General features: G+C 45.2%; 23 protein-coding genes and 1 tRNA gene. 6 read left to right on the forward strand and 18 right to left on the reverse strand.

Annotation, left to right across the window (positions count from 1 at the left end):
- Position 1: 1 nt before the first annotated feature.
- The 7 genes from K1Y79_RS26855 to K1Y79_RS26885 all read right to left on the reverse strand — a co-directional run bounded on the left by K1Y79_RS26855 (position 2) and on the right by K1Y79_RS26885 (position 6,345).
- Entirely contained in the window at positions 2-1,303 is a 1,302-nt protein-coding gene (locus K1Y79_RS26855; protein WP_220253311.1) for an HlyD family secretion protein, read from the reverse strand.
- The gene (locus tag K1Y79_RS26860; RefSeq protein WP_220253312.1) at positions 1,293-3,515 is read right to left on the reverse strand and encodes a peptidase domain-containing ABC transporter; all 2,223 of its coding nucleotides are present in this window, start codon (positions 3,513-3,515) and stop codon (positions 1,293-1,295) included. The genes K1Y79_RS26855 and K1Y79_RS26860 overlap by 11 nt, the downstream gene beginning before the upstream one ends.
- Positions 3,516-3,558: 43 nt before the next feature.
- Entirely contained in the window at positions 3,559-4,560 is a 1,002-nt protein-coding gene (gwsS, locus tag K1Y79_RS26865) for a grasp-with-spasm system SPASM domain peptide maturase (RefSeq protein WP_220253313.1), read from the reverse strand.
- Positions 4,561-4,562: 2 nt separating this feature from the next.
- Positions 4,563-4,769, reverse strand: a complete 207-nt coding sequence (locus tag K1Y79_RS26870) for a hypothetical protein (protein WP_220253314.1) — start codon at positions 4,767-4,769, stop codon at positions 4,563-4,565.
- Entirely contained in the window at positions 4,762-5,745 is a 984-nt protein-coding gene (gene gwsG, locus K1Y79_RS26875) for a grasp-with-spasm system ATP-grasp peptide maturase (protein ID WP_220253315.1), read from the reverse strand. The genes K1Y79_RS26870 and gwsG overlap by 8 nt, the downstream gene beginning before the upstream one ends.
- Before the next feature lie 116 nt (positions 5,746-5,861).
- Entirely contained in the window at positions 5,862-6,023 is a 162-nt protein-coding gene (locus K1Y79_RS26880; RefSeq protein WP_220253316.1) for a hypothetical protein, read from the reverse strand.
- A gap of 103 nt (positions 6,024-6,126) precedes the next feature.
- Positions 6,127-6,345 carry a hypothetical protein gene (locus K1Y79_RS26885; protein ID WP_220253317.1) on the reverse strand — a complete coding sequence of 73 codons (219 nt, stop codon included), beginning with the start codon at positions 6,343-6,345 and terminating at the stop codon, positions 6,127-6,129.
- A gap of 217 nt (positions 6,346-6,562) precedes the next feature.
- Here K1Y79_RS26885 and K1Y79_RS26890 point away from each other — a divergent pair, with 217 nt between their 5' ends.
- A complete protein-coding gene (locus K1Y79_RS26890; protein WP_220253318.1) occupies positions 6,563-7,858 on the forward strand; it encodes an aldo/keto reductase in 1,296 nt (431 codons plus the stop codon).
- Here the strand turns inward: K1Y79_RS26890 and K1Y79_RS26895 are convergent.
- The 4 genes from K1Y79_RS26895 to K1Y79_RS26910 form a co-directional block, all read right to left on the reverse strand.
- Entirely contained in the window at positions 7,855-8,538 is a 684-nt protein-coding gene (locus K1Y79_RS26895) for a DUF6624 domain-containing protein (protein WP_220253319.1), read from the reverse strand. The genes K1Y79_RS26890 and K1Y79_RS26895 overlap by 4 nt on opposite strands.
- A gap of 110 nt (positions 8,539-8,648) precedes the next feature.
- Positions 8,649-8,867: a hypothetical protein gene (locus tag K1Y79_RS26900; protein ID WP_220253320.1), complete on the reverse strand. Its 219-nt coding sequence runs from the start codon at positions 8,865-8,867 to the stop codon at positions 8,649-8,651.
- A gap of 440 nt (positions 8,868-9,307) precedes the next feature.
- Positions 9,308-10,123: a tetratricopeptide repeat protein gene (locus K1Y79_RS26905; RefSeq protein WP_220253321.1), complete on the reverse strand. Its 816-nt coding sequence runs from the start codon at positions 10,121-10,123 to the stop codon at positions 9,308-9,310.
- A gap of 125 nt (positions 10,124-10,248) precedes the next feature.
- Positions 10,249-12,765 (reverse strand): beta-L-arabinofuranosidase domain-containing protein, encoded by a 2,517-nt coding sequence (locus tag K1Y79_RS26910; RefSeq protein ID WP_220253322.1) that lies wholly within the window; start codon positions 12,763-12,765, stop codon positions 10,249-10,251.
- Between the two features lie 179 nt (positions 12,766-12,944).
- Here K1Y79_RS26910 and K1Y79_RS26915 point away from each other — a divergent pair, with 179 nt between their 5' ends.
- A complete protein-coding gene (locus K1Y79_RS26915; protein ID WP_220253323.1) occupies positions 12,945-13,454 on the forward strand; it encodes a YkgJ family cysteine cluster protein in 510 nt (169 codons plus the stop codon).
- A gap of 25 nt (positions 13,455-13,479) precedes the next feature.
- Here the strand turns inward: K1Y79_RS26915 and K1Y79_RS26920 are convergent, their stop codons facing one another.
- A complete protein-coding gene (locus K1Y79_RS26920; RefSeq protein WP_220253324.1) occupies positions 13,480-14,703 on the reverse strand; it encodes a vWA domain-containing protein in 1,224 nt (407 codons plus the stop codon).
- A gap of 173 nt (positions 14,704-14,876) precedes the next feature.
- Between K1Y79_RS26920 and K1Y79_RS26925 the strand changes: the two genes are divergently transcribed.
- Positions 14,877-14,949: transfer RNA gene (locus tag K1Y79_RS26925), tRNA-OTHER, on the forward strand.
- A gap of 30 nt (positions 14,950-14,979) precedes the next feature.
- Positions 14,980-16,350 carry an SDR family NAD(P)-dependent oxidoreductase gene (locus K1Y79_RS26930; RefSeq protein WP_220253325.1) on the forward strand — a complete coding sequence of 457 codons (1,371 nt, stop codon included), beginning with the start codon at positions 14,980-14,982 and terminating at the stop codon, positions 16,348-16,350.
- Positions 16,351-16,423: 73 nt separating this feature from the next.
- Here the strand turns inward: K1Y79_RS26930 and K1Y79_RS26935 are convergent, their stop codons facing one another.
- Both K1Y79_RS26935 and K1Y79_RS26940 read right to left on the reverse strand, forming a co-directional pair.
- Positions 16,424-16,816 carry a RidA family protein gene (locus K1Y79_RS26935; RefSeq protein ID WP_220253326.1) on the reverse strand — a complete coding sequence of 131 codons (393 nt, stop codon included), beginning with the start codon at positions 16,814-16,816 and terminating at the stop codon, positions 16,424-16,426.
- Positions 16,817-16,988: 172 nt separating this feature from the next.
- Positions 16,989-17,642: a Crp/Fnr family transcriptional regulator gene (locus K1Y79_RS26940; RefSeq protein ID WP_236059872.1), complete on the reverse strand. Its 654-nt coding sequence runs from the start codon at positions 17,640-17,642 to the stop codon at positions 16,989-16,991.
- A 77-nt stretch (positions 17,643-17,719) separates the two neighbouring features.
- Here K1Y79_RS26940 and K1Y79_RS26945 point away from each other — a divergent pair, with 77 nt between their 5' ends.
- Entirely contained in the window at positions 17,720-18,433 is a 714-nt protein-coding gene (locus K1Y79_RS26945; RefSeq protein ID WP_220253327.1) for a DUF3592 domain-containing protein, read from the forward strand.
- Positions 18,434-18,485: 52 nt separating this feature from the next.
- On the opposite strand, the gene K1Y79_RS26950 is transcribed toward K1Y79_RS26945, so the two are convergent.
- The 4 genes from K1Y79_RS26950 to K1Y79_RS26965 form a co-directional block, all read right to left on the reverse strand.
- Positions 18,486-19,766 (reverse strand): alpha/beta fold hydrolase, encoded by a 1,281-nt coding sequence (locus K1Y79_RS26950; protein WP_220253328.1) that lies wholly within the window; start codon positions 19,764-19,766, stop codon positions 18,486-18,488.
- A 162-nt stretch (positions 19,767-19,928) separates the two neighbouring features.
- Positions 19,929-21,515, reverse strand: coding sequence for a ribosomal protection-like ABC-F family protein (gene abc-f / locus K1Y79_RS26955; protein WP_220253329.1), 1,587 nt, complete (start codon positions 21,513-21,515; stop codon positions 19,929-19,931).
- Between the two features lie 185 nt (positions 21,516-21,700).
- Positions 21,701-22,171, reverse strand: coding sequence for a hypothetical protein (locus K1Y79_RS26960; protein ID WP_220253330.1), 471 nt, complete (start codon positions 22,169-22,171; stop codon positions 21,701-21,703).
- A 94-nt stretch (positions 22,172-22,265) separates the two neighbouring features.
- A complete protein-coding gene (locus K1Y79_RS26965; protein WP_220253331.1) occupies positions 22,266-22,682 on the reverse strand; it encodes an OsmC family protein in 417 nt (138 codons plus the stop codon).
- Positions 22,683-22,953: 271 nt separating this feature from the next.
- Here K1Y79_RS26965 and K1Y79_RS26970 point away from each other — a divergent pair, with 271 nt between their 5' ends.
- Entirely contained in the window at positions 22,954-23,829 is an 876-nt protein-coding gene (locus K1Y79_RS26970; protein ID WP_220253332.1) for an NAD(P)-dependent oxidoreductase, read from the forward strand.
- Positions 23,830-23,868 lie beyond the last annotated feature (39 nt).

A 23,868-nucleotide genomic window follows, 5' to 3' on the forward strand; every position in this document is an offset into this window, starting at 1 on the left:
ATCAGTATGTATTTTTGTTAATAATGGAATTAAATAACCTGTCAAACAACGTCAGGTCTTCAACAATGATATCAGCCTGTCCGGTCAACTCGCTTTTGTTATCTAAGGGTTTACGCAGCGTTGTTACAAGCGGCGAGGGTAGCTGCACTCTTACACTATAAAAGCCTTCCTTTGCAGCAGCAGACATAGCAACCACTGTCCCTTTTAACATACCAAACTCTGTATAGGGGTAATTATTTAACCGGATATTACATTTCAACCCTACCCGCACTTTTCCTGAGTTAGTAACAGGTAGTTTAGCAATAGCGAAATACGCCTGACTAGATACCGGGGTGACAGTAAAGACCTTTTGTTCATTACTCAGAAACTGGTCCGGTGTTCTGATATCATAGAAATTCAGCACTCCGCTTACAGGCGCATCCAGCACATACTTGTTCTGCCATTCCGTAAGCTGGAAGGTCAGGTCACTGTAGGACTGAAAAATGTTCTTACGAAGATTAAACAAGGTATTGTCATAATCTGCTGCCAGCGTTAGGTTTTCTTTTGTCAACGCATGCTCCTGCAGTTGATTGTTAATAAGACTGTTGTTCAGCTCATCCAGAATGCTCTGGGTGTTGAGGTAGGTAATCTCTTTCTGTTCTACCTCTGTCTTCGCAACTACCTTTAAACTGTCTAACTGGATATTACGGTCCAGATCTGCTTTGGATAAGATACTTTGCCGCTGTAGTATAGTTAGCTTATGCTCCAGCTGCTGGTTCAGCTCATTCATACTCTTTGCTCTGTCTGCATTGATGGTCAGCTGCCGTCGCTGAATATTCAGGCGGTTAAATAATCTCAACTCTTCCACACTTTTATAAAAGCGGGCATAGTCTGATTGCATATCGCCTAAGGCGGTCAGCTCCCGGAATTTTATTGTATCTAATTTCTCCCAGAATCCCGGCCCTCTGACCTGCCATAAAATTTCCCGCAGCTGCTGCACTTCCTGGTAGTTTGCGCTGTTATATAACACCATTACCCAGTCACCGCTGTTAACGGTATCCTGGTCATACCTCAGTAAGCTCACGATACGGCTACTGACACGATTATGTACTGTTACTGGCGGTGTACTGGTAGTTACCACAGCTTCTGATGTGATAACGTCCGGGTAGCGGACTAACCTCATACCGATAATAATAATGGCAAAGATCACCAGCATGCCGGTGCTGCCATAGGTAATAATCCGCGAAGGAACCTTATCCAGTATATCCTGGAAGTATTCGCTGCGGATATTGATCCTGCTTATTTTCTGTTCGTCAATTGGCAATTTCTAACTGATTTTTGATTAACGTATGATAGTACCCACGGCGCTCTACCAGCTCTTCATGGCGTCCGATTTCTTTAATCTCGCCTTTGTCCAACACAATAATCTGATCGGCCCGGCGCACTGTACTTAGACGATGTGCAATGATGATGACTGTTTTTCCCTCAAAGAACGTATCCAGGTTTTCCACAATCTTCTTTTCATTATTCGCATCCAGAGCACTGGTGGCTTCATCGAAAAAGAGAAATTCAGGATTCTTGTAAACCGCTCTCGCAATCAGTATACGTTGTCGTTGCCCTCCGCTAAGTGTTCTTCCGCTAGAACCTGCTGCACCAATAATAGAATTGAATCCTGCGGGCAATGCACTGATCAGCTCTTCTATATTAGCGATCCTGGCCGCATTTAATAGTTTATTAAGATCAACATTTTCATCACTGGCAGATTCTGTAATATTTTGAGTAATAGTATCGGAAAATATGTACCCGTCCTGCATTACAGTTCCACAGAGAGAACGCCAGTTGTCAGAATCAATATGCCGCAGATTGTAGTTCCCGACCATGATATCTCCTGCAGTTGGCAGATAGAGTTTAAGCAGTAGCTTAAGCAATGTCGTTTTACCACTACCACTGTCGCCGACAATTGCAGTAATTTTGCCACGGGGAATGGTCAGATTCAGATTCTTTAGTACCGGCGTATTGATATCCCTTACATATGAAAAGGTCAGGTCTTTAATATGTATGTCATAGTTCCTGGGTGGCAGCTTCATCAGGGTCTCATCGTTCAGCTGTTCCTGCTCCGGTGTAACATGATCGATATCTGCGAATCGGTCCATACTAAGGCGTGCATCCTGTACAGAACGGAAGAAGTTTACCAGCCCAAGCATAGGGCCATTAATCTGACCTACGATGTATTGTATAGCCAGCATTACCCCCAGACTGATCTTTCCATCCATCACCAGCAAGGCAGAAGAAAACGTAATCAGGATATTCTTCACTTCATTAATAACATTACCTCCAATACTCTGGAACTGGGTAAGCTTTAATGACGATACAGAAGTTTTAAAATAGTCTACCCGTACACGCTCCCAATCCCGTATATGCTTTCTTTCGGAGCCATTTACCTTCACCTCCTGTATCCCACCTACAATCTGTATGAGTTTACTGTTCATACCTGAGGATGAGTCAAACCGGCGAAAGTCAAGTTCTGCCCGCTTTTTCATGAATGCCCATACCCAGATGGTATATAGCGTAATACCCAGTATGAAGATGAAAAATATAGTCCAGCTGTAATAAGCAAGTACAAACAGAAAGATGGCGGCATTGAGGTAAGAAAAGAATGCATCCGGTGCAGTAGACAGAAAGGCATCCAGCCTGGAGGATTCATTGATTCGCTGTACAATATCCCCGGGAGTTTTTGAGTCAAAGAATGACACTGTTTTACTAAGCAATTTCACCAGGTAGTCTGAAGAAATAAGCATATTGATACGTGCAGCTACATATAATAATAACCAGCTCCTGATGGCCGCTATAAATGACATACTAAAGAACAGCATCAGTTGCGCCAGCAGCAGTACATAAACAAAATTCAGGTTATTCAGATTGATTCCCTTATCCACCAGCTTCTGTGTAAGAAACGGCAGGATCAGTTGCAATAGGCTTCCCAGGAATAAGCCCAGGAATATCTGTGTGATATATTTACTATAATTCCTGATATATGGTGCAAGACCCAGCAATCCTTTTGCAGACTCAGTATTCTTTTGCTCAAAAAACCTGGATGATGGTTCCAGTAATAACACGATTCCTTTGGTTGTTTCATCTGCCAGCTCATTGTTCTGCCAGGCTTCAATGAAGTCTTTCTTACTATAAGTAAGCAATCCGTGAGACGGATCCGCCACCTTGACCTGTCCCTTCTCAAAAGCATATACAATCAGAAAATGCCTGTCGCGCCAATAAGTAACACAGGGCAGCGGAGCCTTTTGCTCTAGTACTTCATAAGAGATGGACGCTGGTACTGTTTTAAACCCCAAAGTTTCTGCTCCTTTCATCAGGGACTTAATAGTAATACCATCGGGGGTGATATTACATATGTCCCGCAGATGCTCAGAGCTGAAATTGCGTCCGTAATATTTAGATATAATTTTCAGACATGCAGGTCCGCAATCAAACTGATCGATCTGTTTAAAGAACGGAAATTTCTTTTTCTTGAATAAACTCATTGCACTTGGCTCTTATGGTAAACAATTGCACAGCAGGTCCAATTTACCAGGTATTGTCCTGTTGGTTGAACGTGCACATCTCTGTCTTATAATACTTGTCATTTTCCTTTCTGATGTCGCTATTACTGACACACGTATAGCGGTACTGGCAATCTTTACATCCTTCTATCCAGTCATTGGGAAGAAACCACTTTTCCCGGAAGGCAGGCTGTGTTGTCACATCTGCCAGCAGGTGCTCGTTGACATGGCCGAAAGTTGCAGGGTGTGAAATATAATTCCTGATATACCCTTGACTATCAATGGCTACTTTCCGGTTCAGACCCAGGTTGTGGGACTGCGCTTCGGTGAAACTGAGGATATTAGGAGAAAACCTTTCCAGCCGGATCTTCTCTTTGTTCTCACGCCTGATATCCTTTTTGAAGGACACTATCTTCCTGCCATAACGTTCGTTATCATTATATAATACAGCATCATCTGGTGCAGCATATACATATACTCTGCGTAGACGGGGTTGAAGGTCCATCAAACTAATCCACTCTGCCGCGGTGATATCGTTGTGAGGCGTCATCAACTCACAGAAGTTTATCTGCGTGCTGGCCAGCGCTTTTAATATTTGCTCCGTCGCCTGCGAGGTACTGAAATTACAGCCTAGTCTTACCTGTATGGCCTGACAACCTAACTCATTCAGCTGCTTGATGACGCTGTCAAAAGAGTAGCTGGCTGTATCATCCAGTTCCAGAACAGCGTTGGTGATATGCCAGGGCTTCTCCCAGGTGAGGTCAATATCCGGAAAGCATTCTGGCGATGTTGTATAAAATGCAAGCTCCTTCTCAACGAACTTATCCAGGAACTGTTTAATTTGCTGATACCGGGCAGGCCCGTATTTCTCCGGCATTTGTTCCAATGGCATCACTTCCACTTCCCGGATCACTTCCAGGAAAGCATTGGGGAGATCATAAATAACTGAGCGATCCAGGTCATAAATAGCGCTGCTGTATTTACCAGCAACGATACGACAGGAGGCAAAAAATCTGAACCATTCCATCTTCACAGGATGTTGGATATTGCTTTATAAAATGGCAGAATCACATACGCAGATGTGTTGTGCAAATGACTATGTACAGTAGTTGGTGCAGAAATAGCCTTATCACTGATTGTTCTTACGAACAGGTAGTAGTTAACAGGCAGTGCGCCAGCCATTTCCAATGGGAATGGCTGCAGCGGTACAGGGCTTTGTTGAGTTTGATTATGCATGCTGGGAAAGATATTGAGCAATTTTTTTATCCAATTGATAGTTACAGGGAACAGATGTCATATCATACTGTCCTACAGGATTCACTTCCAGGAACACGTAACGGCCGGTTCGCGTTTTCACAAAGTCAAGTGAGCCGGTATTCAGCTGCATAGCTTTCATCAGCTTAACTATCAGCTGTTCTATGTCTGCCGGAAGCTGGTAGGGCACGTTTCTGTTATTGGCATACTTCCTGAAATCAACCTTCGTCTGCTGATTCATCTGAGAGAAAATAGCCATGGTATAACAGTCTCCGTCTAGGTAGAAGACGCGTAGGTCCAGTTCCTTGTCCAGCTTTTCCTGGAAGAGCGAATAAAAGAACTCCTCCGGAATAGCCTGTAGCATATCCGGGGTAACTTCTTCTGTGTAGCTGGTATAGTTGGTTGCCTTCTCCTCCTGTATAGTGATTCCGGGGCTTTCCCAGAGCGCTTTAGTAATAATGGGGTGAGCATCCATAAACGCCTGTAGCTCTTTTTTAGAGCGTGTAATGAGCGTTGCGGGTACATCCAGCCCCTGTTGTTGTGCATTGATCAGCACTTCAATCTTGTTAACACTGGATTTACTAAAACTACCCAGTATACGCGTATGCGAAGCCAATAGCGCATATAGTGCCTTCTTCGCGATCGCATTCTCCTGGCTGAGGTGGTGTACCACATCCTGATAGTACCCTGCTTCCTGCAATGAGGCAATGGCTTGTGTATCGGGCGGCTTTGAACCATCTCTCCGGTACCATACGGCAGTAATGTCTGACAGTGCCGCAGATGCCTCTCCATTGAAGTGCATATCTGCCTGCTTGCTGGATACCTGTAATGTAGGCGCATGCCCGGGGTTGAGCATGTCTGTCCCATTAACACGCCGAAAGGGCACTTTCAGGTATCGCAGCCAGTCAATCACTTTATCTGTTGAGGGTTCCAGATCTTTAGATATAATCAGGACCATAGGTGATAAACAGGTTTAAAACAGGAAAAGTGATGTCAAGCAATGCTGACATCACTGTGATGAATTGAAGCAATGCCTGCTACAGGCGTAACACATTAACGAGCATGAGCCAGCTGTTAATCAACAGACTCATAGTCAAGCAGATCAATGAAACTGCCACGGTCAACAACGCAGGTATTGATATGACAAGCCGCTGCGGCAAGACCTAACATTTTCTCTATCTCATTTTCGGTATCTATCTCGTTAATTTTAAAATCATCCAGGGATAATCTGTTCATGGGGAGATTTTGATGTGGTGATACGATGGGTAACGGGGCTATGCTACAAACACTTAATTCCTACAGGTTACATTTGAGGTTGTACGAGTGGGAATAATCTTAACTACAACAGACCTGCGCTGAATGACAGATCACGGCCTATTGTCAACTGAGCAGATTCTTTCTCATAGTCAACAAAGTCAATGAAAGTTGCATCTGGCTGAGGATTACAGGTTTTGTGACAGGCAGCAGCAGCTAAACCCATCAGCTTTTCGATTTCATTATTGCTGTCAGCAATATCCAGTTTGAAATCATCCAGAGACAAACGTTTTGAGTGTTCCATAAGCTTGTATGTTTTTGTTTTTAACAATAAATAAATTTATATTTAAATTCAGATATTTCCAATAAAATTATCACCTTATTTCAGTTATTTTTTGCCCCTTTTATAAGTGTATGAAACCCTTTCCCACAAGTACTTACATGCGTGTTGTACATTATCCCAGATACTGTAAAAACACCACAGCAGACACCCTTATCAACCACCTCAAAAATCACATCTCATGATACAGTTACATGAACTGAGTAAGATAGGATTCGGCATGTACCGAACATCTGTCAGTCAGGATGCACATTTACAGGCACTCCTGCATGCCGTAAACAATGGCTGCAACCTGCTCGACACTGCTTCTAATTACGAAAATGGTGCATCAGAGCTACTTGTTGGCAAACTGCTTGAAAGCGTTCCCCGTACACAACTATTCATCGTCACCAAAGCAGGCTATATTAGTGGCGATAACCTGAATGCCTTCAGAAAATTACAGGAATCAGGCAAGGCCCTGCAGGAAGTTGTAACTATCAGCGATACCTTTCTTCATTCCATGCATCCTGAATATCTCCGGCTACAAATAGATACCTCATTACTCCGCATGGGAACCAGCTATCTTGATGGCTTCCTGCTACATTCACCGGAATACTTCTTTGAGCAACCAGCATCTATTGCTACTAAACAAGAGTACTACCGCAGATTTGAGCAAGCCTTTGCCTTTCTGGAAACAGAGGTTGCTGCTGGCAGAATACGCTATTACGGTGTCAGCTCCAATACGCTTGGCATCACCGAAGGCCCGAAAGCAACAAACCTCGCAGAATTGATTGCAGTTGCTAATCGTGTAAGTGCAGACAATCACTTCAAACTGATACAATTCCCTTACAACATTATTGAACATCAGGCAGACATCTATGTACCTGCCTATAACACCAATCTGCTGGAGATGGCCACCCGACATGGTATCCGTACTTTCGGTAATCGCCCGCTGAATGCTAATTCCGCAAAAGGCATGTTACGTATGGTTATCTATCCATCACACCATCCTGATAGCGCCGCCGACCAGGCCATACATGATGAATGCTTTACTATACTGGAACAACAATTACTACAAAAGAAACCCGGCAGCAGCCTGAATGATTTCGCCTTACTGTCCTTCCTGAAAGACAACTGGAAAGCTATTCCCCATGAAGAAGCATTTAATAAGCTGTTCTATGGCACATTATATCCGATAGCTCATTTGTTATATGACAACAACATCCCTCCGGCAGTGATGGAGCTTTTACAATCCTTTCAGCGGGTATGCTGGCAGTATTGCCTGCACACTACTACGGAAAGAGCTATTACCTGGCTGAAGGACAATAACTACGAAAGACTCCTGCCTACTTCCACTGAAGACACGCTACCTGCATCTCTGTGCAGAGAGTATCTCAGCAGAGGACTGGATCATGTGCTGGTCGGCATGCGTCGTATTGCATATGTTGAGGAGCTGCAATCTGTCTTTGCTCCTGCAGCCCGTGTAGATGCGTCTTAATTTTTAGCAGGCTTTTTAAAGAAGCCTGCTTCCAGCTCAGGTAATTCACGCGCATACTGTACGGCATCCCACTTCATATCAAAGGGTGCCAGGTACTCTGCCATGGTTGGCAACCCCATGGACGCCCTTCGCTTGTCTACCTGTGCAGGATCTTCCAGCGGCGCTACCTGGTAATGGTTCGCTTTCATGTCCCATATCACCTGACTGCCATACACCTGGCGGTGACCATGGTATAATGCTACACGATCTTCCAGCAGTGCCAGACTTCTCAGCGCGGCTTTGCCGTTGGCAGCAGCAGCCCGCATTACCGGCAGATACTTGTCCTGCGCCTGAATACCTGCATGCTGTATGACCATAAACAGAGTAGTATTACCACTCCTGCCAATATCATCAGCGCCTAGCCAACCAAAGGTATCTATGATGGCAGTCACCTTCAGCAGATTCAATGAATCGGCAATAGCCATCTTGGCAAACAATGCTTTCATTTCAGGAGAGTCGCCTCCATGTTTGCTTTGCACATATTCCAGCTGCGAACGATATTGCTGGTCTGCAGCGGAAACCGTATCCAGTATACGGATGATAGCATCCTTTTGCTCAAGGCTTAAAGGCGCATGCTGACAAAAAGCTGTTGTCCTTAAGCACAACATCAATAACACCATACATGCAGGATAACACTTCATAAGAATCATTTACCGGCTAAAACATAATGAGGCCCCAAGAGCGATGCAGCAGACAGAAGGCCCTATAGCACCTTCTGCCTGCTCTAAACTCAATACGGTTACGTAAGTGTTTAAGCTAATAAGCTCAGCTGATCGTTTGATCTCAGCGGTGCTGCATCAGCCAATCCCCATTCGTAATCAAACAAGGTAGCGCTGCCATCAGGATTCTTGTGAGGGCCAGTAAAATGACAGCCGGCAGCTGCCAATCCAAGCATCTTTTCTACTTCGTTACCGGAGTTAACTGCTTCCATCTGGAAGTCTTCGAGGGCTAAGCGTTTTTCGCTCTTCATAAAACTGGATTTTGAGGTGAGAAAAATAAATATAGAGATCTTTTCAAGTTAACGTTTATCCATCTAATTCCCATTGCCTTTTTTCAGGTATACAGGACATTATATTGAAGGTACAACTGCACATCTACATACAAGGTCTGTTAATAACACCCTGATGGCAAGCCACTTCCAATCAGACATTCAAAGAAATCCCTGCGGAATTATCACCAAAAAACAGATTAAAAGAATAGGGGCTACCTCCCATACCACCCAAACAATGATTATATTTAACTATCACTGTTTATCAAAGTAACTGATCTGCATCAAACTTACAGATCATCAACTATACTAAGACACTGATAGCAGGTACTGCGGGATATAACGCAACAAGAACCAATGGTATGATCTAATATCGAAGTGCGTACAGCTTAATTGATCACGTACGTTCACCGACATGGCTACTACTGCTTATAATAAGTATACATCCAGTCCTTCACCTGATAGGGATAAGGTTCATACACCGCATTATCTTCCGGAATTGAATACCCTTCCTTAAAGTCCTTCCTGGCGGCAGCCAACGTTTTCCGCCCCTCTTCATCACGATGTAAACGCATCAGACAGATACTCTTATAATAGCCTGCATCTGAAAATCTCGGATATAGGGATAGGGCCTTGTTAAAATAGTCTACCGCTGCCGGATAATCAGCCGTTTCATAGTGTACAATACCCAGATAAAAGTAATACAGGAAATGTACCGGCGCACTCGGACTACTCTCCTGTACCCGCCGGATCACCTCCAGCAAAGAAGCCTTCGCGGCAGAATAATCATTCAGTTGCAGATAACTCAATCCCAGATAAAAGTCATAACCATGATCCATCACCCCCTGATGGTAATGAGCTGATTTAGCCAGGTTAAAGTCTGTAATGGCAGATTGATAGTCCTTCTGAAAAATACACTTAATAAAAGCCCGGTAGTCCAGATACTCCGCCGGATCCAGCGCAACTGCCTTATCCAGGTACTTCATTCCTGCTTCATACTTGCGTTGCTTAAATAACGGCATAGCCTTCAACTGCCAGAAAGAAGCTTCACCCGGAAGTATGGCCAACGCACTGTCAAGATACAGTTGCCATTGCGGCGCAAAATAATGATACCTGTACGCCCCATTCACAAGAAACCGCTTTTCCACCGCTTCTTTATCAGTCAATAACTGAGCAGAAACCGTATTACCAAAGAAACAGAAAAACGACAGGAAAAAGGCTACAAGCAATGATTTCATACGCAACAGGGATTTATGTAAATATACGAAATCCCGCCGGCATATCCTTAAAAAACACGCCAAAAAACACATCTTTTTTTCTGAAAAAAAACACATTTTTCAGCTGTATATAACAACGCCTTGTGCTACAAAGCCTGCACCTTAATATTATCTATACTCGCCATACAATCATAAGACCTTACACCTATACTTCCTCCATTAAACGTTCCATCTTTCACCGTAATAACCGGTGTACTACTCTTATCAATATACACGTCCAGTTTATTACCTTTCGCCGTTACCCGAACCTTATATGCCCTATTCATTTCTATCAACTGTGCATACTCCTTCAGTACCTCCCATTTACCTCCTGAAGCCTTACCTAACTGCACCTTACCCTTCATCGCGTCAAGTCCCAGGTAATACCCGTTATAGGCATCTGCTCCCAGATCAGGCGACGATACCCTGAATATAATACCGGCATTACCCGCTGAACCCAGTGTAACGGTTGCCTCATAACTCAGATCATAAAACGTTACTCCTGATGCAATACTCTTCACGCCGTGAATACCATACCCCCATGACCCTTTATTAGAAGCTGCATGTATTGCACCGTCCTTTATGAACCATTGTCCATAGTTAATCCAGCTGGCTAATGTCGCGCTGCTAAAATCTTCGTTAAACGCTGCCACTGCCTGCCCTGCATTACCAACTACCGGGAAGTTGCTGATACGTATATTCTCCGAACCATACGGTGTAAGTATAATATCTTCCAGCTGCTCATTCGAGGCAACCGGACTTTCCGGCACCTCCGCTGCATGCATTACATCGTCAGCTACCTTCCAGGATGGTAACCTGCGGCCCTTCAGGCTCAGTGTAACTGGCGTTACCGACTGCTCAAACGGATTCTCCGGCATAGGGCGCTGCACCACTTTAACTGAACGGCCAGGATCCTGCGGATTGATCTCCAGCGCATAGTTCCAGGGGCTCACCGGTTTCACCTCATAGTCATAAAATCCCTTTACAGGATGCTCCTTCCGGATGGTATATGCTGCATCCATTTTCAAACCATACACCAACGGACCACGCGCTACGGTAACAGAGCGATTCACGTGCTCAGTAATGCCGACTTCCATAGGAAAACGCAGTACTACCTGATCCCCCTCTTTCCAGGTACGTGTCACCCTGTAAATACTGCCTTGCTGTACACCCTGTTGCTTTGTACCATTCACTGCTATCTCAGGCGCTTTACACCACGAAGGGATCCTCAGCGTCAAAGGAAATGCGGCTGCCTGCTTCGGCGCAACATTGATACTGATCTTTTCACCAAAAGGATAGTCAGTAACCACATCCAGGGTCACAGGTATACCTCCGGCAACCAGGGCATTCACCGTAACCGGCGCATAGGCGATGACGGCCAGTCCTTTATCTGGTGTGGCAGCCCAGCTGTTTTTGACAAAATAAGGCCACCCCATATGCATGTTGTAACGGCAACATCCCATACCGGAATACGGACTAAGCAGGATGCCGCCATCATAGTCTTCATCAAAACCGCTATTCCCATGTTTGCAGAACAACTGGTTAGGCTGTGTATAGTACAGGTGAGACTTGATATCCCGGCTAAACTGGGCCGGCAATGCATTAAAGGCTATCTTCTCCAACTGATCTCCCAGGGTGGCATCATGGATGATCCTCGAGGCTGTTTCCAGACTCTGCATCCACTCTACCACAGTGCAGGTCTCTACTCCCTGAAACGAACTGCTGCCTGACAGGAACTCCGTCCCCGAAGCAATAATACCTGCCAGGCCATGATCCCTGAGCAGATGAGCTATACCTTTAGAGGTAGCCTGCTGGTATACCTGATCATGATTCAGTTGCCCGTAAAGCACCGGAAACTTCAGTGCCTGCCCTACACTTACACTATGTTTTGTATGGAAGTCGTCTCCGAAATGGTAAAACGCATTGTTACTATATATTGCGGCCCAGGGATAAGCCTGTTGATCCAGCTTCCTGGCCAGCTCCAGCAGGAACTGATCGCCGGTTCTGTTATATAGCCAGAAGATGATATCGATATTGTCTCCTGTTCTGGACTTGCTCCACTCATACAATGGCCTGCTATCCAGACTATCCAGCTGGTATTTGAAGTAACGGGTCAGAAAAGGTATTACCTGCGGATCTCCGGTAGCTTCATAATAACTCTGCAACGCATACATCATAGGCATACGGGGCCACCAGTCTTTCATCTTCGCCGGACCAAATAATCCATCCGCATGCTGGTTGTTCAGCGTCCACCTGATCCATTTTTCCGACCGCCTTTTCAAAGTCGTATCATCCAGGGTATATGCCAGCGTCACCAATCCCTTCACATAATAGGGTACCCGCTCCCAACCGGAACCGGATCCTCCCAGCCAGTCAGATGCCGGCCCCAGATTGTCCGGCTCTGGATACAGCTCTTCCGCATGTCCTGTTGCGCCATCCCGTTGCAGCTCAAGCTGCTTCAACAGCCAACCCTTCGCCTTTATACTACCCAACGGCAACTGTGTGTAGCTCTGTGGTGATAACGGTGCCCGGTTATGGTAATAAGCTTTCGTATGACCGTTTTGTGCCTGAGATAGGAATGACGTTACCAGCAGTAAGCTGGTCAGTAAAGCGGATCTGAGCATGGAATTATATATGTAGTTTCAGCCCTAATATAGTAGAAGTCCTCCGCTATTGCTAGTATCTCCCCTATTTTCCTGAGCAGCTAACGCCCATCACAATCCTGTACCTCAACAATACCCCCGGTTCGGAGTAACAGCCTGACGCATAACAGTAACTCCGGCATTTTTTGTACCTTGCGCTCTTGGAAATTATAACAGACCTAGCAACAATCGCTCAGCATGCTGAGGAAAAGGAAGCCGAAAATCAGGCATTTAAGGCCTTTCTTTCCGCTCATGACGGTACAGCCATCGATCGCCTTGTCGGTGAGCTGGACACGCTTATTACGCCGCAAATAGACTGTACTACGTGTGGTAACTGCTGCCGCACCCTGATGATAGGTGTAACGGAAGAAGAAGTGACGGCCCTGGCCACACATCTCCAACGCTCTCCGGAAGATGTAAAAGCACAATACATAGAAACCGGCTCCGGATATGGCGACATGTTAATGAACACCATTCCCTGCCACTTTCTGGATGGTAACAAATGCAGCATCTATGAAAAGCGTTTCCAGGTATGCCGCGACTTCCCCGCCCTGCATCACCCGGGCTTCACCGGAAGACTGTTTGCCATGCAGATGCATTACGGCAGATGTCTTATCATCTACAATGTGATGGAGGAGATGAAAAAGAGGCTGGCATTCGCCAATAGCTGATACCAGCCTGTATAGGCGCTGATCCTTAATACTTCGCTCCTCCTTTGATACGGATATTCTTCTTCTCGGTCTGCTGCTGAATACTTTTGTAGATCCTGTTGCTGAAAGAACTGTCTACCTCGGCGGCGCTACGCTCTTTCAGATCCTTGGTAATATAATCCTGCCTTTTCTGCATATATAGCTGCAGTTCCTTTGTCAGACTGTCCCGCTCGGCCAGTTTCTCCTTCACATAAGCTCTGCGCTCCACAACACTCATACGTTTCATCTCTTCCGGCAGCTCTTCCTCTTTGATCTGGTCTACCCTGGCTACATCCTCGCGCGAATACTCCAACAGTTCCTGTTTGCCGTAATAAGCTTCCTTACCTGCCCCGGAGGCATTGTATTCCGCCCGCTGGGCTTTTACATTGGATTTGGAGGCACTCGTGATCCGCAGCCCCTTCGCTACTTTCTCGGATGACACTGATTTGTCTTTTGTACTACCAAAATAGATCCTGGTAGCATCTAACCTGTCAGAAATATCGGCAATCCGATCATCATAAGGCGTATGCACAGCTATATCATTCGCATTCATGTCCACCTGGGCATAAGTACCCTGACTACAGTTGGCAATTTCTCTCCAGATACGCATCGCACCCCGGTCCCCTCCCATCAGGATCGTATTCAGTATAATATCTTTCTCTTTGGCGAGTGAGCAGCTGACAGGATATTTCACGTCATCCTGGTAATCCATATGCGGCGGACAGTCACCCACCAGGAATACTGCCTTATAGGTCTTATCCGACCTGTCCCATTGAAAATGGGTCACCGCTTCATGTAGTGCCTGGTTCACACTTTCCGGCCTGTCTCCGCCTCCATTGGCATCTATCTGCATCAGTTGAGCATATATATCATCCAGATCACTGGACAATGCCACTTTCCTCGTTACAAAGGCATCGCCCTTATCCCGGTAAAACAACAGGCCGATCTCAATCACCGGTGCCGGATCTGCCTGTGCCAGACTACCTGCTATAGACCAGATCTTCTCTTTGGCTGCGCCGATCAATCCACCCATACTACCAGTGGCATCCAGGGCAAATACAATCTGGATACGCGATTGTGCTACTTGAGGAGATTGAATAGCGGTATCCGCCGGTACAGGTACCGATACAGGCACATGGCCCCCTGTACCAGAACGGCTTACATCTAAGGTATTGATAAGCAAAGCTGTACTGAAAACAGCTATGAGGGGAATAAACATCTTTTGGTTCATAGAAGCGGATTTAGGTGATTGTTAGCATGATTCCCTCAATCAGCCGTTTCCATAAATGCATTTGTTAAGAAAAACTTAAAAGCACAGCAATCATATCTATCCCCAAAAGGATGGCTTACCTGAAGAAAGCTATCATGTATAAAAACAACAACATATGTCATATATTTGCGCCCGGATAGGATAGCTCAAAGGAAGAGTGCCTGCGCTCAGGCAGGAAGTTGCTGGTTCGATTCCAGCTCCTATCCGCACTTTTTCAGCAATATAAGCCTATCCCCTATGAAGGAATTTTCGCAACAGGAATGGGACAAGTTTTATGAGATCTTACAGTTCCTCGGCAAACATCCCTTCGACTCTCCCGATACAGACCGCCTGAAGGGTCTGGTAACCAAGATATACAAAACTGCAAAGAAAGATATAAAACAAGCGGCGGCGGCTGACCGGAGAAATACCAGTATGGAAGCAATCGCCCAGACAACCACTTTCAGACAAGCCAGACGCGCTTCTGTTAGTCAGCTGATTGACAACATCATTCCCATCCCTCTGCAACAACCATTGCAAAGACCAATTGTCTGTTATGCCTGCAGAACGCTCTTCACTGTCTTACATCACCATTACCACCGGTTATGTCCTGACTGCGCTGACGTCCATTCTCAAAAGAAAGCACAGCGTCTGGACCTGAATACCAGAACAGTGATCATTACCGGTGCCAGGATGAAAATAGGCTACGTCACTGCCCTGAAACTACTCAGGGATGGCGCTACAGTTATCGCTACTACCAGGTTTGCTGCTGACGCACTACTGAGCTATAGCAAAGAGCCGGATTTCAACACCTGGAAACACCGCCTGTTCATCTACAGTCTCGATCTCATTTCTATCCCGCAGGTAGAAATGTTTATCCAGTATGTTCAGAACAACTTTACAAGCATCGATATCATCATCAATAATGCAGCACAGACCATCTCGTATCCTGCTGTATATTATAAGCCACTGATAGATAAACAGCTTCTACTGAATACTATCCCAGCTGATGATCAGTCACGTATACTGGCCAATCCGCTGGTAGCGGCTCCTCTGCAACTGGAATCCAATGAGCAACTGCTTGCTGCCCATACCTTCTTCCCCGCACATAAAACAGACTACTTCGATCAGCCACTGGACCTGCGCGATAGCAATTCCTGGACAATGAAACTGGAAGAGGTAGATACTGCTGAAGTACTCTCTGCTAACCTCGTGAATAATATCGCTCCATTCATGCTCAATAGCAGGCTGAAACCAATGATGATGCACTCACCTCACAAAGACAAATACATCATCAATGTCAGTTCATCAGAAGGACAATTCAGCTACCAGGGTAAAACGATCTTCCATCCGCATACCAATATGACCAAGGCTGCCCTGAATATGATGACACGCACCAGCGGCAGAGACTATGCTGAAAACGGCATCTATATGAACAGTGTAGATGTTGGTTGGGTATCTACCGGAAATCCGATAGAGAAACGTACCCGGTTGGAAGAAAAAGGATATATACCACCGCTTATGCTCGATGACGCTGCAGCACGCATCTACGACCCGATTTACAGGGGTATGCAAGGTGAGCAACTATACGGTTTGCTGTTCAAAGATTTCCAGGAAGTAAACTGGTAATGTCTTTCTATACATAACAAAGGGGCCTTCGTATATAAAGGCCCATTTGTTATGTATAGAACATCTGCACACGTCACTTTACCACTGTCGCTTCCAGTTCTACTTTCAATGTCTCAAACAGACTTTTCACTTCCATAAAAGTCAGCGCCTGTTTCATACCATGCTTCTCTACCCATGGCTGGAATATCTCAAAAAAATGAGGAAGCAGCTCTTCTGCATTTGTTGTGTAGATGGTCAGTCGTACGATGTTCTTACACTCGTAACCTGCCTGGCTGATCACTGTCTCCAGGTTTTCCATTGCCTGCAGCAACTGTGTTTTTGCATCCGCTGTGCTTGATTTACCATCAGCATCTACTGCGGCCTGTCCTGAACAGTATAATGTGCCTGTTACATTTTTAACTTCTACTGCCTGTACATAACTACGCTGGTCCTGCCATTTCCAAGGGTTGATGATCGTCTTTTCCATCTTATATTGTTTTTGCGTTTGTGCGAATAAGGGTATAACTGCTATCAATAATGATGCTAATACCCATGTTGCTTTATTCATGATTGTAGTTAAAAATTCTACTACAAAGCTGAGAATAACGCCGCACATCCCGCAGGACATACCTCACAAATTACGCGTGACAATTATCACACTAAGAAGATAACCTGCTCAGCGTTTCCCGGGATACACCGAGATAAGATGCAATCAATGTTTTATTCACCCGTTGGAGCAGTGTGGGATACTGCCGCAGGAATTGTTCGTACCGCTCTTTGGCACTCGTGGAAAGCAGGGATAATATACGCTGCTGAGAGGCAATATAACTAAGGTGGGATTTCCTCAGAAAGAAATGTTCAATCTTGGGTAACGCTGCATGTAACTGCTGATCATCTTCCAGGGAAATGTATAATACTTCAGCATCCTCCAGACAGTCCAGCGACATCGTTGCTTTGGTCTTATGGAAATACGACTGATAGTCACTCACCCACCAGTCTTCGGTAGCAAAGTGCAATACATGCTCTTTATCATTGGCATCCGTATGCGACAGCTTCAGTAATCCTGTCATCACGAAATAAGAATATACCGTCGTATCTCCTTCCTGAATCAGGTACTGATGCTTCTTCACCTTGCGGTAATTAAAATGCTTACTGATAAATGCAAATTCCTCATCCGTCAGCGGGACAACTTTCTCTATATGTTCTCTGAGTCTTGTATACATGGCGGCAGAAAATACAAACTTATCTGATTTTCCTGGTATCAGCACAGGAAACCGGTTAGTTAATTCACCTGCAATGTCCTGTCTCACCATAACAGCAGCTGGCAAATATCAACCCGGCCTTCCACATAATATTAGTATATTACACCATATTACACACCTATTACCCCATGAAAAGAACTAATGTCTCTCTGATTTTCAACATCTTTTTAGCCGTGGGATTTATCTTGCTGCTGGTCGCCGGCTTTCTTACCTACAATACCAAAAAATTTGAACGTACTGCCCTTAAAGCCAATGGCCGGGTAGTTGATCTGGTGGAAAATCGCAATAGCTCTGGCGGCAAAAGCTCAAGAACATATTCACCTGTAGTTATTTACACTGATGACAAGGGCGTCGAACACCGCTATATTGCCAGCTTCTCTTCCAACCCTCCGGCTTACGAAGTAGGTGAAACGGTGGTTATTTACTATGACCCCTGGGATCCTGATAACGCCGCTATTGCCGGCTGGGGAAGTTACCTGGGCGCTATCATCGTTGGAGGTATCGGCCTGCTGTTTACGCTGATCAGTCTGGGCTTTCATGCAGTAAGAAAAATCAGGCATGCCAGTAATGCCCGCCTGAAAGAATCCGGACAACTCGTACTTGCTGATTTCATCAGTGTGGATATCAATGAATATGTCAGTGTGAATAACCGCCATCCTTTCTTTATCCGTTGTGAGTGGAAAGATCCGCTGACGGGTGAAAAGAAGGCATTTAAAAGCGGCTTTCTCTGGTCTGACCCCACCCCTAGAATAGGCGCTGGAAAGAAAATATCCGTATACATTGACGGTGATAATCCAAAGAAATACTACGTTGATATCACACCTTATGAAGGACATGCATAAGGACTGATTTACCGGAATTACTTCATACAATATACCGGAAGAGCTATACTGCCTAACGGCCCTTGAAGAAAGCTTCTACCTGCTTATTAAACAGATCAGGCGCTTCTCTGGGAACGTCGTGCGTGGTATTGTCAATTATCAGCAGCTTTGAACCGGGAATGTTGTCCGCAATTAACCGGGTATGACCTGCTTTAACGAAATCCCGCTCACCGGCTATAATAAGCGCCGGACTTTTTATTAACTGAAGCTCCGATGGTTTTATATTAGGTTCTTCCAGCAAACAACGGCTTACCCGCAATTCAAACTGCCGGGCATTACCAGGTAATGCTTCCAGCATCTTTACGCGACTACGCACAGTATCCAGCACAAATTTTTCAATAGCGGTGGTATCAGCAAAGAGGCACGCGCCTGATACCGCCAGCTTTTTTACCTTGTCCGGATAACGCATGGCCATAATCAGCCCGGTATTCCCTCCATCACTCCATCCCAGTACATTCACTGCATCCAGCTTTAATACCTTCAGTAGCTGATACATGTCTGCTGCATAGAGCTCATACGTCAGCCGTGTAGTATCTGCCGTAGATTTTCCATGACCACGGGTATCAACTGCTATCACTTTAAAAGATTGAGACAATGCGGGTATCTGTTTTTCAAAAGATACTATTGACTCCAGCGCTCCGTGTAACAGTAACAGCGGCTCACCATCTCCATATACCTCGTAATAAATACGGTTGCCATTCACATCCGCATAATGGCCGGCCTTGTCGTTCGTACCATATCCGGTAGAAACAATTTGCGAAGCATCTACCTGTAACGCCTGTTTGCCACTATGCATCCGCTGATTTCCTGCTGCCCTGGTAACAGCATCAGGTGTATTCATAAACTTCCAGGGAGACAATTCAGGTTGTTCAAAGCTGGAATTACCGATAGCTATCTCTTTTCCTTTAATGGTCAGTTTCATGTCATCATAAAAGAACTTATCCTTCCCCGAATACAGAGCACCGATAGCCAGGGAATCTGCCTTTTTATCAATCTTACCGGATACTGTCAGCCGGTTCCATTCTCCTGCCTTGAAGTCTGCCATACTCAACTTACCCACAGCCGTCCCTACCTGCGTACGCTGATTAAAACCCAGCGCCATCAATGCTGTTCCGGAAGATAGATCCAGGCGCTCAGCATATACCCAGCATTCCAGCGTAAAGGAACTACCTTTAAATGCTGAAACATCTACCATCTGGTAAAAGGTTGCAGGCGGAGTATACTGTGCGGTAGCAATAACTGATATTGTAAGCGCAATACAACTTACAACCAGGGTACGTAAAAATGAACGCATATACGGGTTAGCATTTAGATACTGGCAAAGTAGCCGGCATCATTAGTGTCTTATAATGATTTCAGCTAAAAATTAGTATAAAAATTCCGGATTTCATAAACCTGCTGATGCATTACCTGCTATATAACATACGCTATCCGGAATATCCTTCATACTAACTACTTACAATTGTATCTCTCTGCTGATATCAATTTCATCGAGAAAATATGTATCGTGGCTAATGACAATCAGCGTCCCCTGATATTCGTTAACGGCGGCAGTCAGTATTTCTATATTCTGAATATCCAGGTTGTTTGTCGGTTCATCGAGCACTATAATATCCGGTGACTGATTACCGATGGTCAGGGAACATAACATCAGTCGCATTTTCTCGCCTCCGCTTAACGCCTCACAGGGCTTATCCCAGTATTCACGGGTAAAGAGGAAACGGTTCAGCCGCGTTTTTATCTCATGCTCCTGTAAACCGGTCCTATTGTATTTCGCAGCCTGTTCGTATACACTTAGGTTATTATCCACCAGCGAATAGTCCTGGTCTATATAGACGGTCTTCACGATCGCTCTGTTCAGCGTGCCTTCCTGTGGCTGCAGCTCGCCCAGTAACATCCTGATCAGCGTCGTTTTACCTGACCCGTTCCGGCCACGGATAACAATACGTTCGCCGCTAACAATCTGAAAGCTCAACGCCTCCTGCCATAACAGTTTGTCGCCATAGCTGAAGTTGACATCTCTGGCTGTCGCCAGTATTTTGCCTTTGTGCAGGGAGGAGTTGTCAAAATCCATCTTCATCTTATCAATATCCGGCAACTCTTTCCGTAGCTGATTAAGTTCGTCTGATATATTACCTACTTTCTCAGCATGTATTCCCTTCAGGCGGGAAGTACTTTTCTCTGCATTATTGCGTAGCGTATTCATTAAGATGGTAGGTAGACCTGCCTTCTCCTGTTTCTTTTTACCGCGGGCATCCAGCTTCTGCTGCCTTTCGATGGACTCCCGCTCAGTATCTCTGGCCTTACGCAGTTCTTTTTCCTTACTCTTTACATCCTGACTAAGCGCCTCACCGGCAATCGCCTTCTGTGCTGCATAGAACTCATAGTTACCACCATATACGGTAATACCACGCCTGCTTAGTTCAAACACTGTCTCTAACAGATTCAATAATGTTCTGTCGTGGCTTACAACTACCAATGTATTGGTGGTTGTGGATATATAATCATACAACACCGCTCTGGCTCCAACGTCCAGGTGGTTGCTGGGTTCATCCAGCAAAACCAGTTCCGGCTGATGTATCATAATACCTGCCAGGAAGACCTTTGTTTTTTGTCCGCCGCTAAGCATACGCATAGGCTGTGTAAGTTCAATATCCTGCAATTGCCAATAGGCAAAAGCTTCGAGGCAACGTTCTTCTATTGTCCAGTCATCGTCCAGAACCATCATATTACCTTCCGTGACGTTGCCGGCAAGGATCTCTCTCAATGCATTGATCTTATCGGCTATTCTCAATGCCTGCGCTACTGTATAGTCATTATACTGGCCAAACAGCTGCGGAATATAATAGGGCTTTACATCAGCCTTGAGTATACCTGCGGAGGGTAGTAGTTCACCTGCAAGGATTCTCAGTAATGTAGACTTGCCTGCACCGTTATTACCGATCAGGGCTATTTTATCCTGTTTATTAACAGTAAGATGGATATCTGTAAAGAGTATATCTCTATTGGGATGGGTATAACTTACACCTTGAAGAATGAGCATTATTTCCTTCTTTAAAGAATGAATAATAAACACCACCGCTATTAGCGGCGTGCCTGTTTATTTTTCCTGAAAGAAATTAAATCTCACATTAGTGTATCTCTGTTTGAGTGGAAGACAAAAGTACAAAAATTTCTGAAAAGCCATTCCGACCGCAACAATAATTTGCGCTTCTTTGCAAACGTATATTATTCTTCCCAGCGTTTCTGAATATTGTTCAGGGAGATCCAATAGGGCATCATGACAGCAACAGGAATAAGCAGCAGAAGTCCTTCCGGGGCTTCAATGCCGATATTAAATGCTACCAGTATACACCATATTCCTGCTACTATCCAGTTGAACTTTATTGCCCATTTTACCTCCCGCCATAAAAGAAAAGACATGAGGAATAATAGGAACCCTGGCGTTACAGTAACAAACGTAAAAACAGATACATATACCATCATATCGTACGACCCGTTGTTACGATTGTTTTTCAGCACTTCTTCTACCACCATCGTGATGGTAGTCAGCATGAGTAGTATACCAAGGATCATACAGATCCACATATACACTTTCACTGTGGTGGATAACAGGTCACGCCGCCTTACCGACAGGCTGTCGGTGATACTATCATCAAATATACTTTCCTGCTCTTTCATCTTGTACCTGCTGATCATTAAAGGTACCGGAAGTTAGATAAAAAAAAGAGACTCCCCACTGGCCGACCAGTGAGGAGTCAGAAAAAGGATATATTGATCGTTGAACCCTATGTTAACCAACCAGTTCTGCCTGAAGAGAAATTTCAATTGCTGCGTAAGCACGGCTTACCGGACAACCTGCTTTAGCGCCGGCAGCGATTTGCTGGAACTGCTCATCAGAGATACCAGGCACCTTTGCTTTCAGTACAAGGTCAGACCGGGTTATGGTACCGTTATCCAGTGTTACAGCTGCCGTAGTCTCCAGCGTATCTGCCTTGAAACCTGCTGCTTCCAGATCGAGCGTTAGTTTCATATTGAAGCAGCCTGCATGCGCTGCTGCCATCAGCTCTTCCGGATTAGTACCCACACCTTCCGCGAAGCGGCTGTTGAAGGAGTACTGTGTTTTATTTAATGTGGTACTCTGAGTACTGATGTTACCGTTACCTTCCTTGATGGTGCCATTCCAGATGGCAGATGCTGTACGTTTCATACTATAATGTTTTAATTGTTTTGCTTGTTTGTTGATCATTCAGCTGATGACACAAAATTACATGGTGCAAGGGGGGTGAACAATGCACATTTGGCGACTCTTATTGTACTTTTTACCCTCCTGTCTCCGATTGCTGCCCTATTACCTGCGCACTGGTTGCGTTAACGGGCAGGCGCATCTGTATAGCAAAAAGATCAGGAATATTCATCGTGAGCGGGTACGTAGTTAGCATGATTTTCCTAGCTTTATACAGATCATTAAACGTAGTCTTATGAATGATATAAAAATAGGTTGGGCCGGATTAGGACAAATGGGTATTCCCATGGTAACTAACCTGGTAAAAGCCGGATTTGGTGTCACCGTCTATAATCGCACTGCCGCAAAGGCCACTGCCTTGCAGGAGCAACTGGACGTGCAAACTGCTGCCACGCCCCGGCAACTGGCAGAGCATGTGGATATCATTATTACGATGGTAGCTGATGATGCAGCACTGAAAGAGATCTATGAAGGAACAGATGGTATACTGTCTGCTACTTTGAAGCGTGGTATGCTATCAATTGATATGAGCACTGTATCTCCGGATACTACACGGCAACTGGCTGCGCTGTGCGAAGCAGCAGGCGGCTGGTACCTGGATGCGCCTGTATCCGGCAGTGTAAAACCAGCACAGGAGGCACAGCTTATTATTATGGCAGGTGGGCGGCAGGAAGACTTTGAACGCGCCAGACCCATATTCGACGTATTGGGTAAAGCAGCGCACCTGTTAGGCGAAAATGGCGCAGGTAACTATGCAAAGCTGGCAATCAATACATTCCTGGGTATTACACTGCAGGGACTTTCTGAAGCAGTCGTATTTGCACAGAACAATGGTATTCAACCGGCACAGTTCCTGCCACTGATCAGTAATGGTCCTATTGCCAGCGCTATCACCAATATGAAGTCGCCCAACATCGTCAATCATGACTTTACACCAGCATTTCAGTTAGGACTACTGGCAAAAGATATCCGGCTTGCAAAAGGCCAGGGTATGGACACACCTATTGGTAATGCATTGGCAGATACTTTGCAGGATGCGATGAAAGAGGGATTGGGATCGCTGGATATGAGTGCGATATATCAGTATTTAGAGAAGAAATATGTAGTATAAGTATACATTAGGCAGTAGTCAACTGATATGCTGACTACT

It is taken from the genome of Chitinophaga rhizophila (assembly GCF_019492185.1).
Taxonomy (GTDB): Bacteria; Bacteroidota; Bacteroidia; order Chitinophagales; family Chitinophagaceae; genus Chitinophaga; species Chitinophaga rhizophila.

What these genes read in the sequence shown, in the direction of transcription:
- K1Y79_RS26860 (WP_220253312.1), bottom strand. Translation starts at nt 3,515, where the DNA reads ATGAGTTTATTCAAGAAAAAGAAATTTCCGTTCTTTAAACAGATCGAT.
- gwsS (WP_220253313.1), bottom strand. Translation starts at nt 4,560, where the DNA reads ATGGAATGGTTCAGATTTTTTGCCTCCTGTCGTATCGTTGCTGGTAAA.
- K1Y79_RS26870 (WP_220253314.1), bottom strand. Translation starts at nt 4,769, where the DNA reads ATGCATAATCAAACTCAACAAAGCCCTGTACCGCTGCAGCCATTCCCA.
- gwsG (WP_220253315.1), bottom strand. Translation starts at nt 5,745, where the DNA reads ATGGTCCTGATTATATCTAAAGATCTGGAACCCTCAACAGATAAAGTG.
- K1Y79_RS26880 (WP_220253316.1), bottom strand. Translation starts at nt 6,023, where the DNA reads ATGAACAGATTATCCCTGGATGATTTTAAAATTAACGAGATAGATACC.
- K1Y79_RS26885 (WP_220253317.1), bottom strand. Translation starts at nt 6,345, where the DNA reads ATGGAACACTCAAAACGTTTGTCTCTGGATGATTTCAAACTGGATATT.
- K1Y79_RS26890 (WP_220253318.1), top strand. Translation starts at nt 6,563, where the DNA reads ATGATACAGTTACATGAACTGAGTAAGATAGGATTCGGCATGTACCGA.
- K1Y79_RS26895 (WP_220253319.1), bottom strand. Translation starts at nt 8,538, where the DNA reads ATGAAGTGTTATCCTGCATGTATGGTGTTATTGATGTTGTGCTTAAGG.
- K1Y79_RS26900 (WP_220253320.1), bottom strand. Translation starts at nt 8,867, where the DNA reads ATGAAGAGCGAAAAACGCTTAGCCCTCGAAGACTTCCAGATGGAAGCA.
- K1Y79_RS26905 (WP_220253321.1), bottom strand. Translation starts at nt 10,123, where the DNA reads ATGAAATCATTGCTTGTAGCCTTTTTCCTGTCGTTTTTCTGTTTCTTT.
- K1Y79_RS26910 (WP_220253322.1), bottom strand. Translation starts at nt 12,765, where the DNA reads ATGCTCAGATCCGCTTTACTGACCAGCTTACTGCTGGTAACGTCATTC.
- K1Y79_RS26920 (WP_220253324.1), bottom strand. Translation starts at nt 14,703, where the DNA reads ATGAACCAAAAGATGTTTATTCCCCTCATAGCTGTTTTCAGTACAGCT.
- K1Y79_RS26930 (WP_220253325.1), top strand. Translation starts at nt 14,980, where the DNA reads ATGAAGGAATTTTCGCAACAGGAATGGGACAAGTTTTATGAGATCTTA.
- K1Y79_RS26935 (WP_220253326.1), bottom strand. Translation starts at nt 16,816, where the DNA reads ATGGAAAAGACGATCATCAACCCTTGGAAATGGCAGGACCAGCGTAGT.
- K1Y79_RS26940 (WP_236059872.1), bottom strand. Translation starts at nt 17,642, where the DNA reads ATGGTGAGACAGGACATTGCAGGTGAATTAACTAACCGGTTTCCTGTG.
- K1Y79_RS26945 (WP_220253327.1), top strand. Translation starts at nt 17,720, where the DNA reads ATGAAAAGAACTAATGTCTCTCTGATTTTCAACATCTTTTTAGCCGTG.
- K1Y79_RS26950 (WP_220253328.1), bottom strand. Translation starts at nt 19,766, where the DNA reads ATGCGTTCATTTTTACGTACCCTGGTTGTAAGTTGTATTGCGCTTACA.
- abc-f (WP_220253329.1), bottom strand. Translation starts at nt 21,515, where the DNA reads ATGCTCATTCTTCAAGGTGTAAGTTATACCCATCCCAATAGAGATATA.
- K1Y79_RS26960 (WP_220253330.1), bottom strand. Translation starts at nt 22,171, where the DNA reads ATGATCAGCAGGTACAAGATGAAAGAGCAGGAAAGTATATTTGATGAT.
- K1Y79_RS26965 (WP_220253331.1), bottom strand. Translation starts at nt 22,682, where the DNA reads ATGAAACGTACAGCATCTGCCATCTGGAATGGCACCATCAAGGAAGGT.
- K1Y79_RS26970 (WP_220253332.1), top strand. Translation starts at nt 22,954, where the DNA reads ATGAATGATATAAAAATAGGTTGGGCCGGATTAGGACAAATGGGTATT.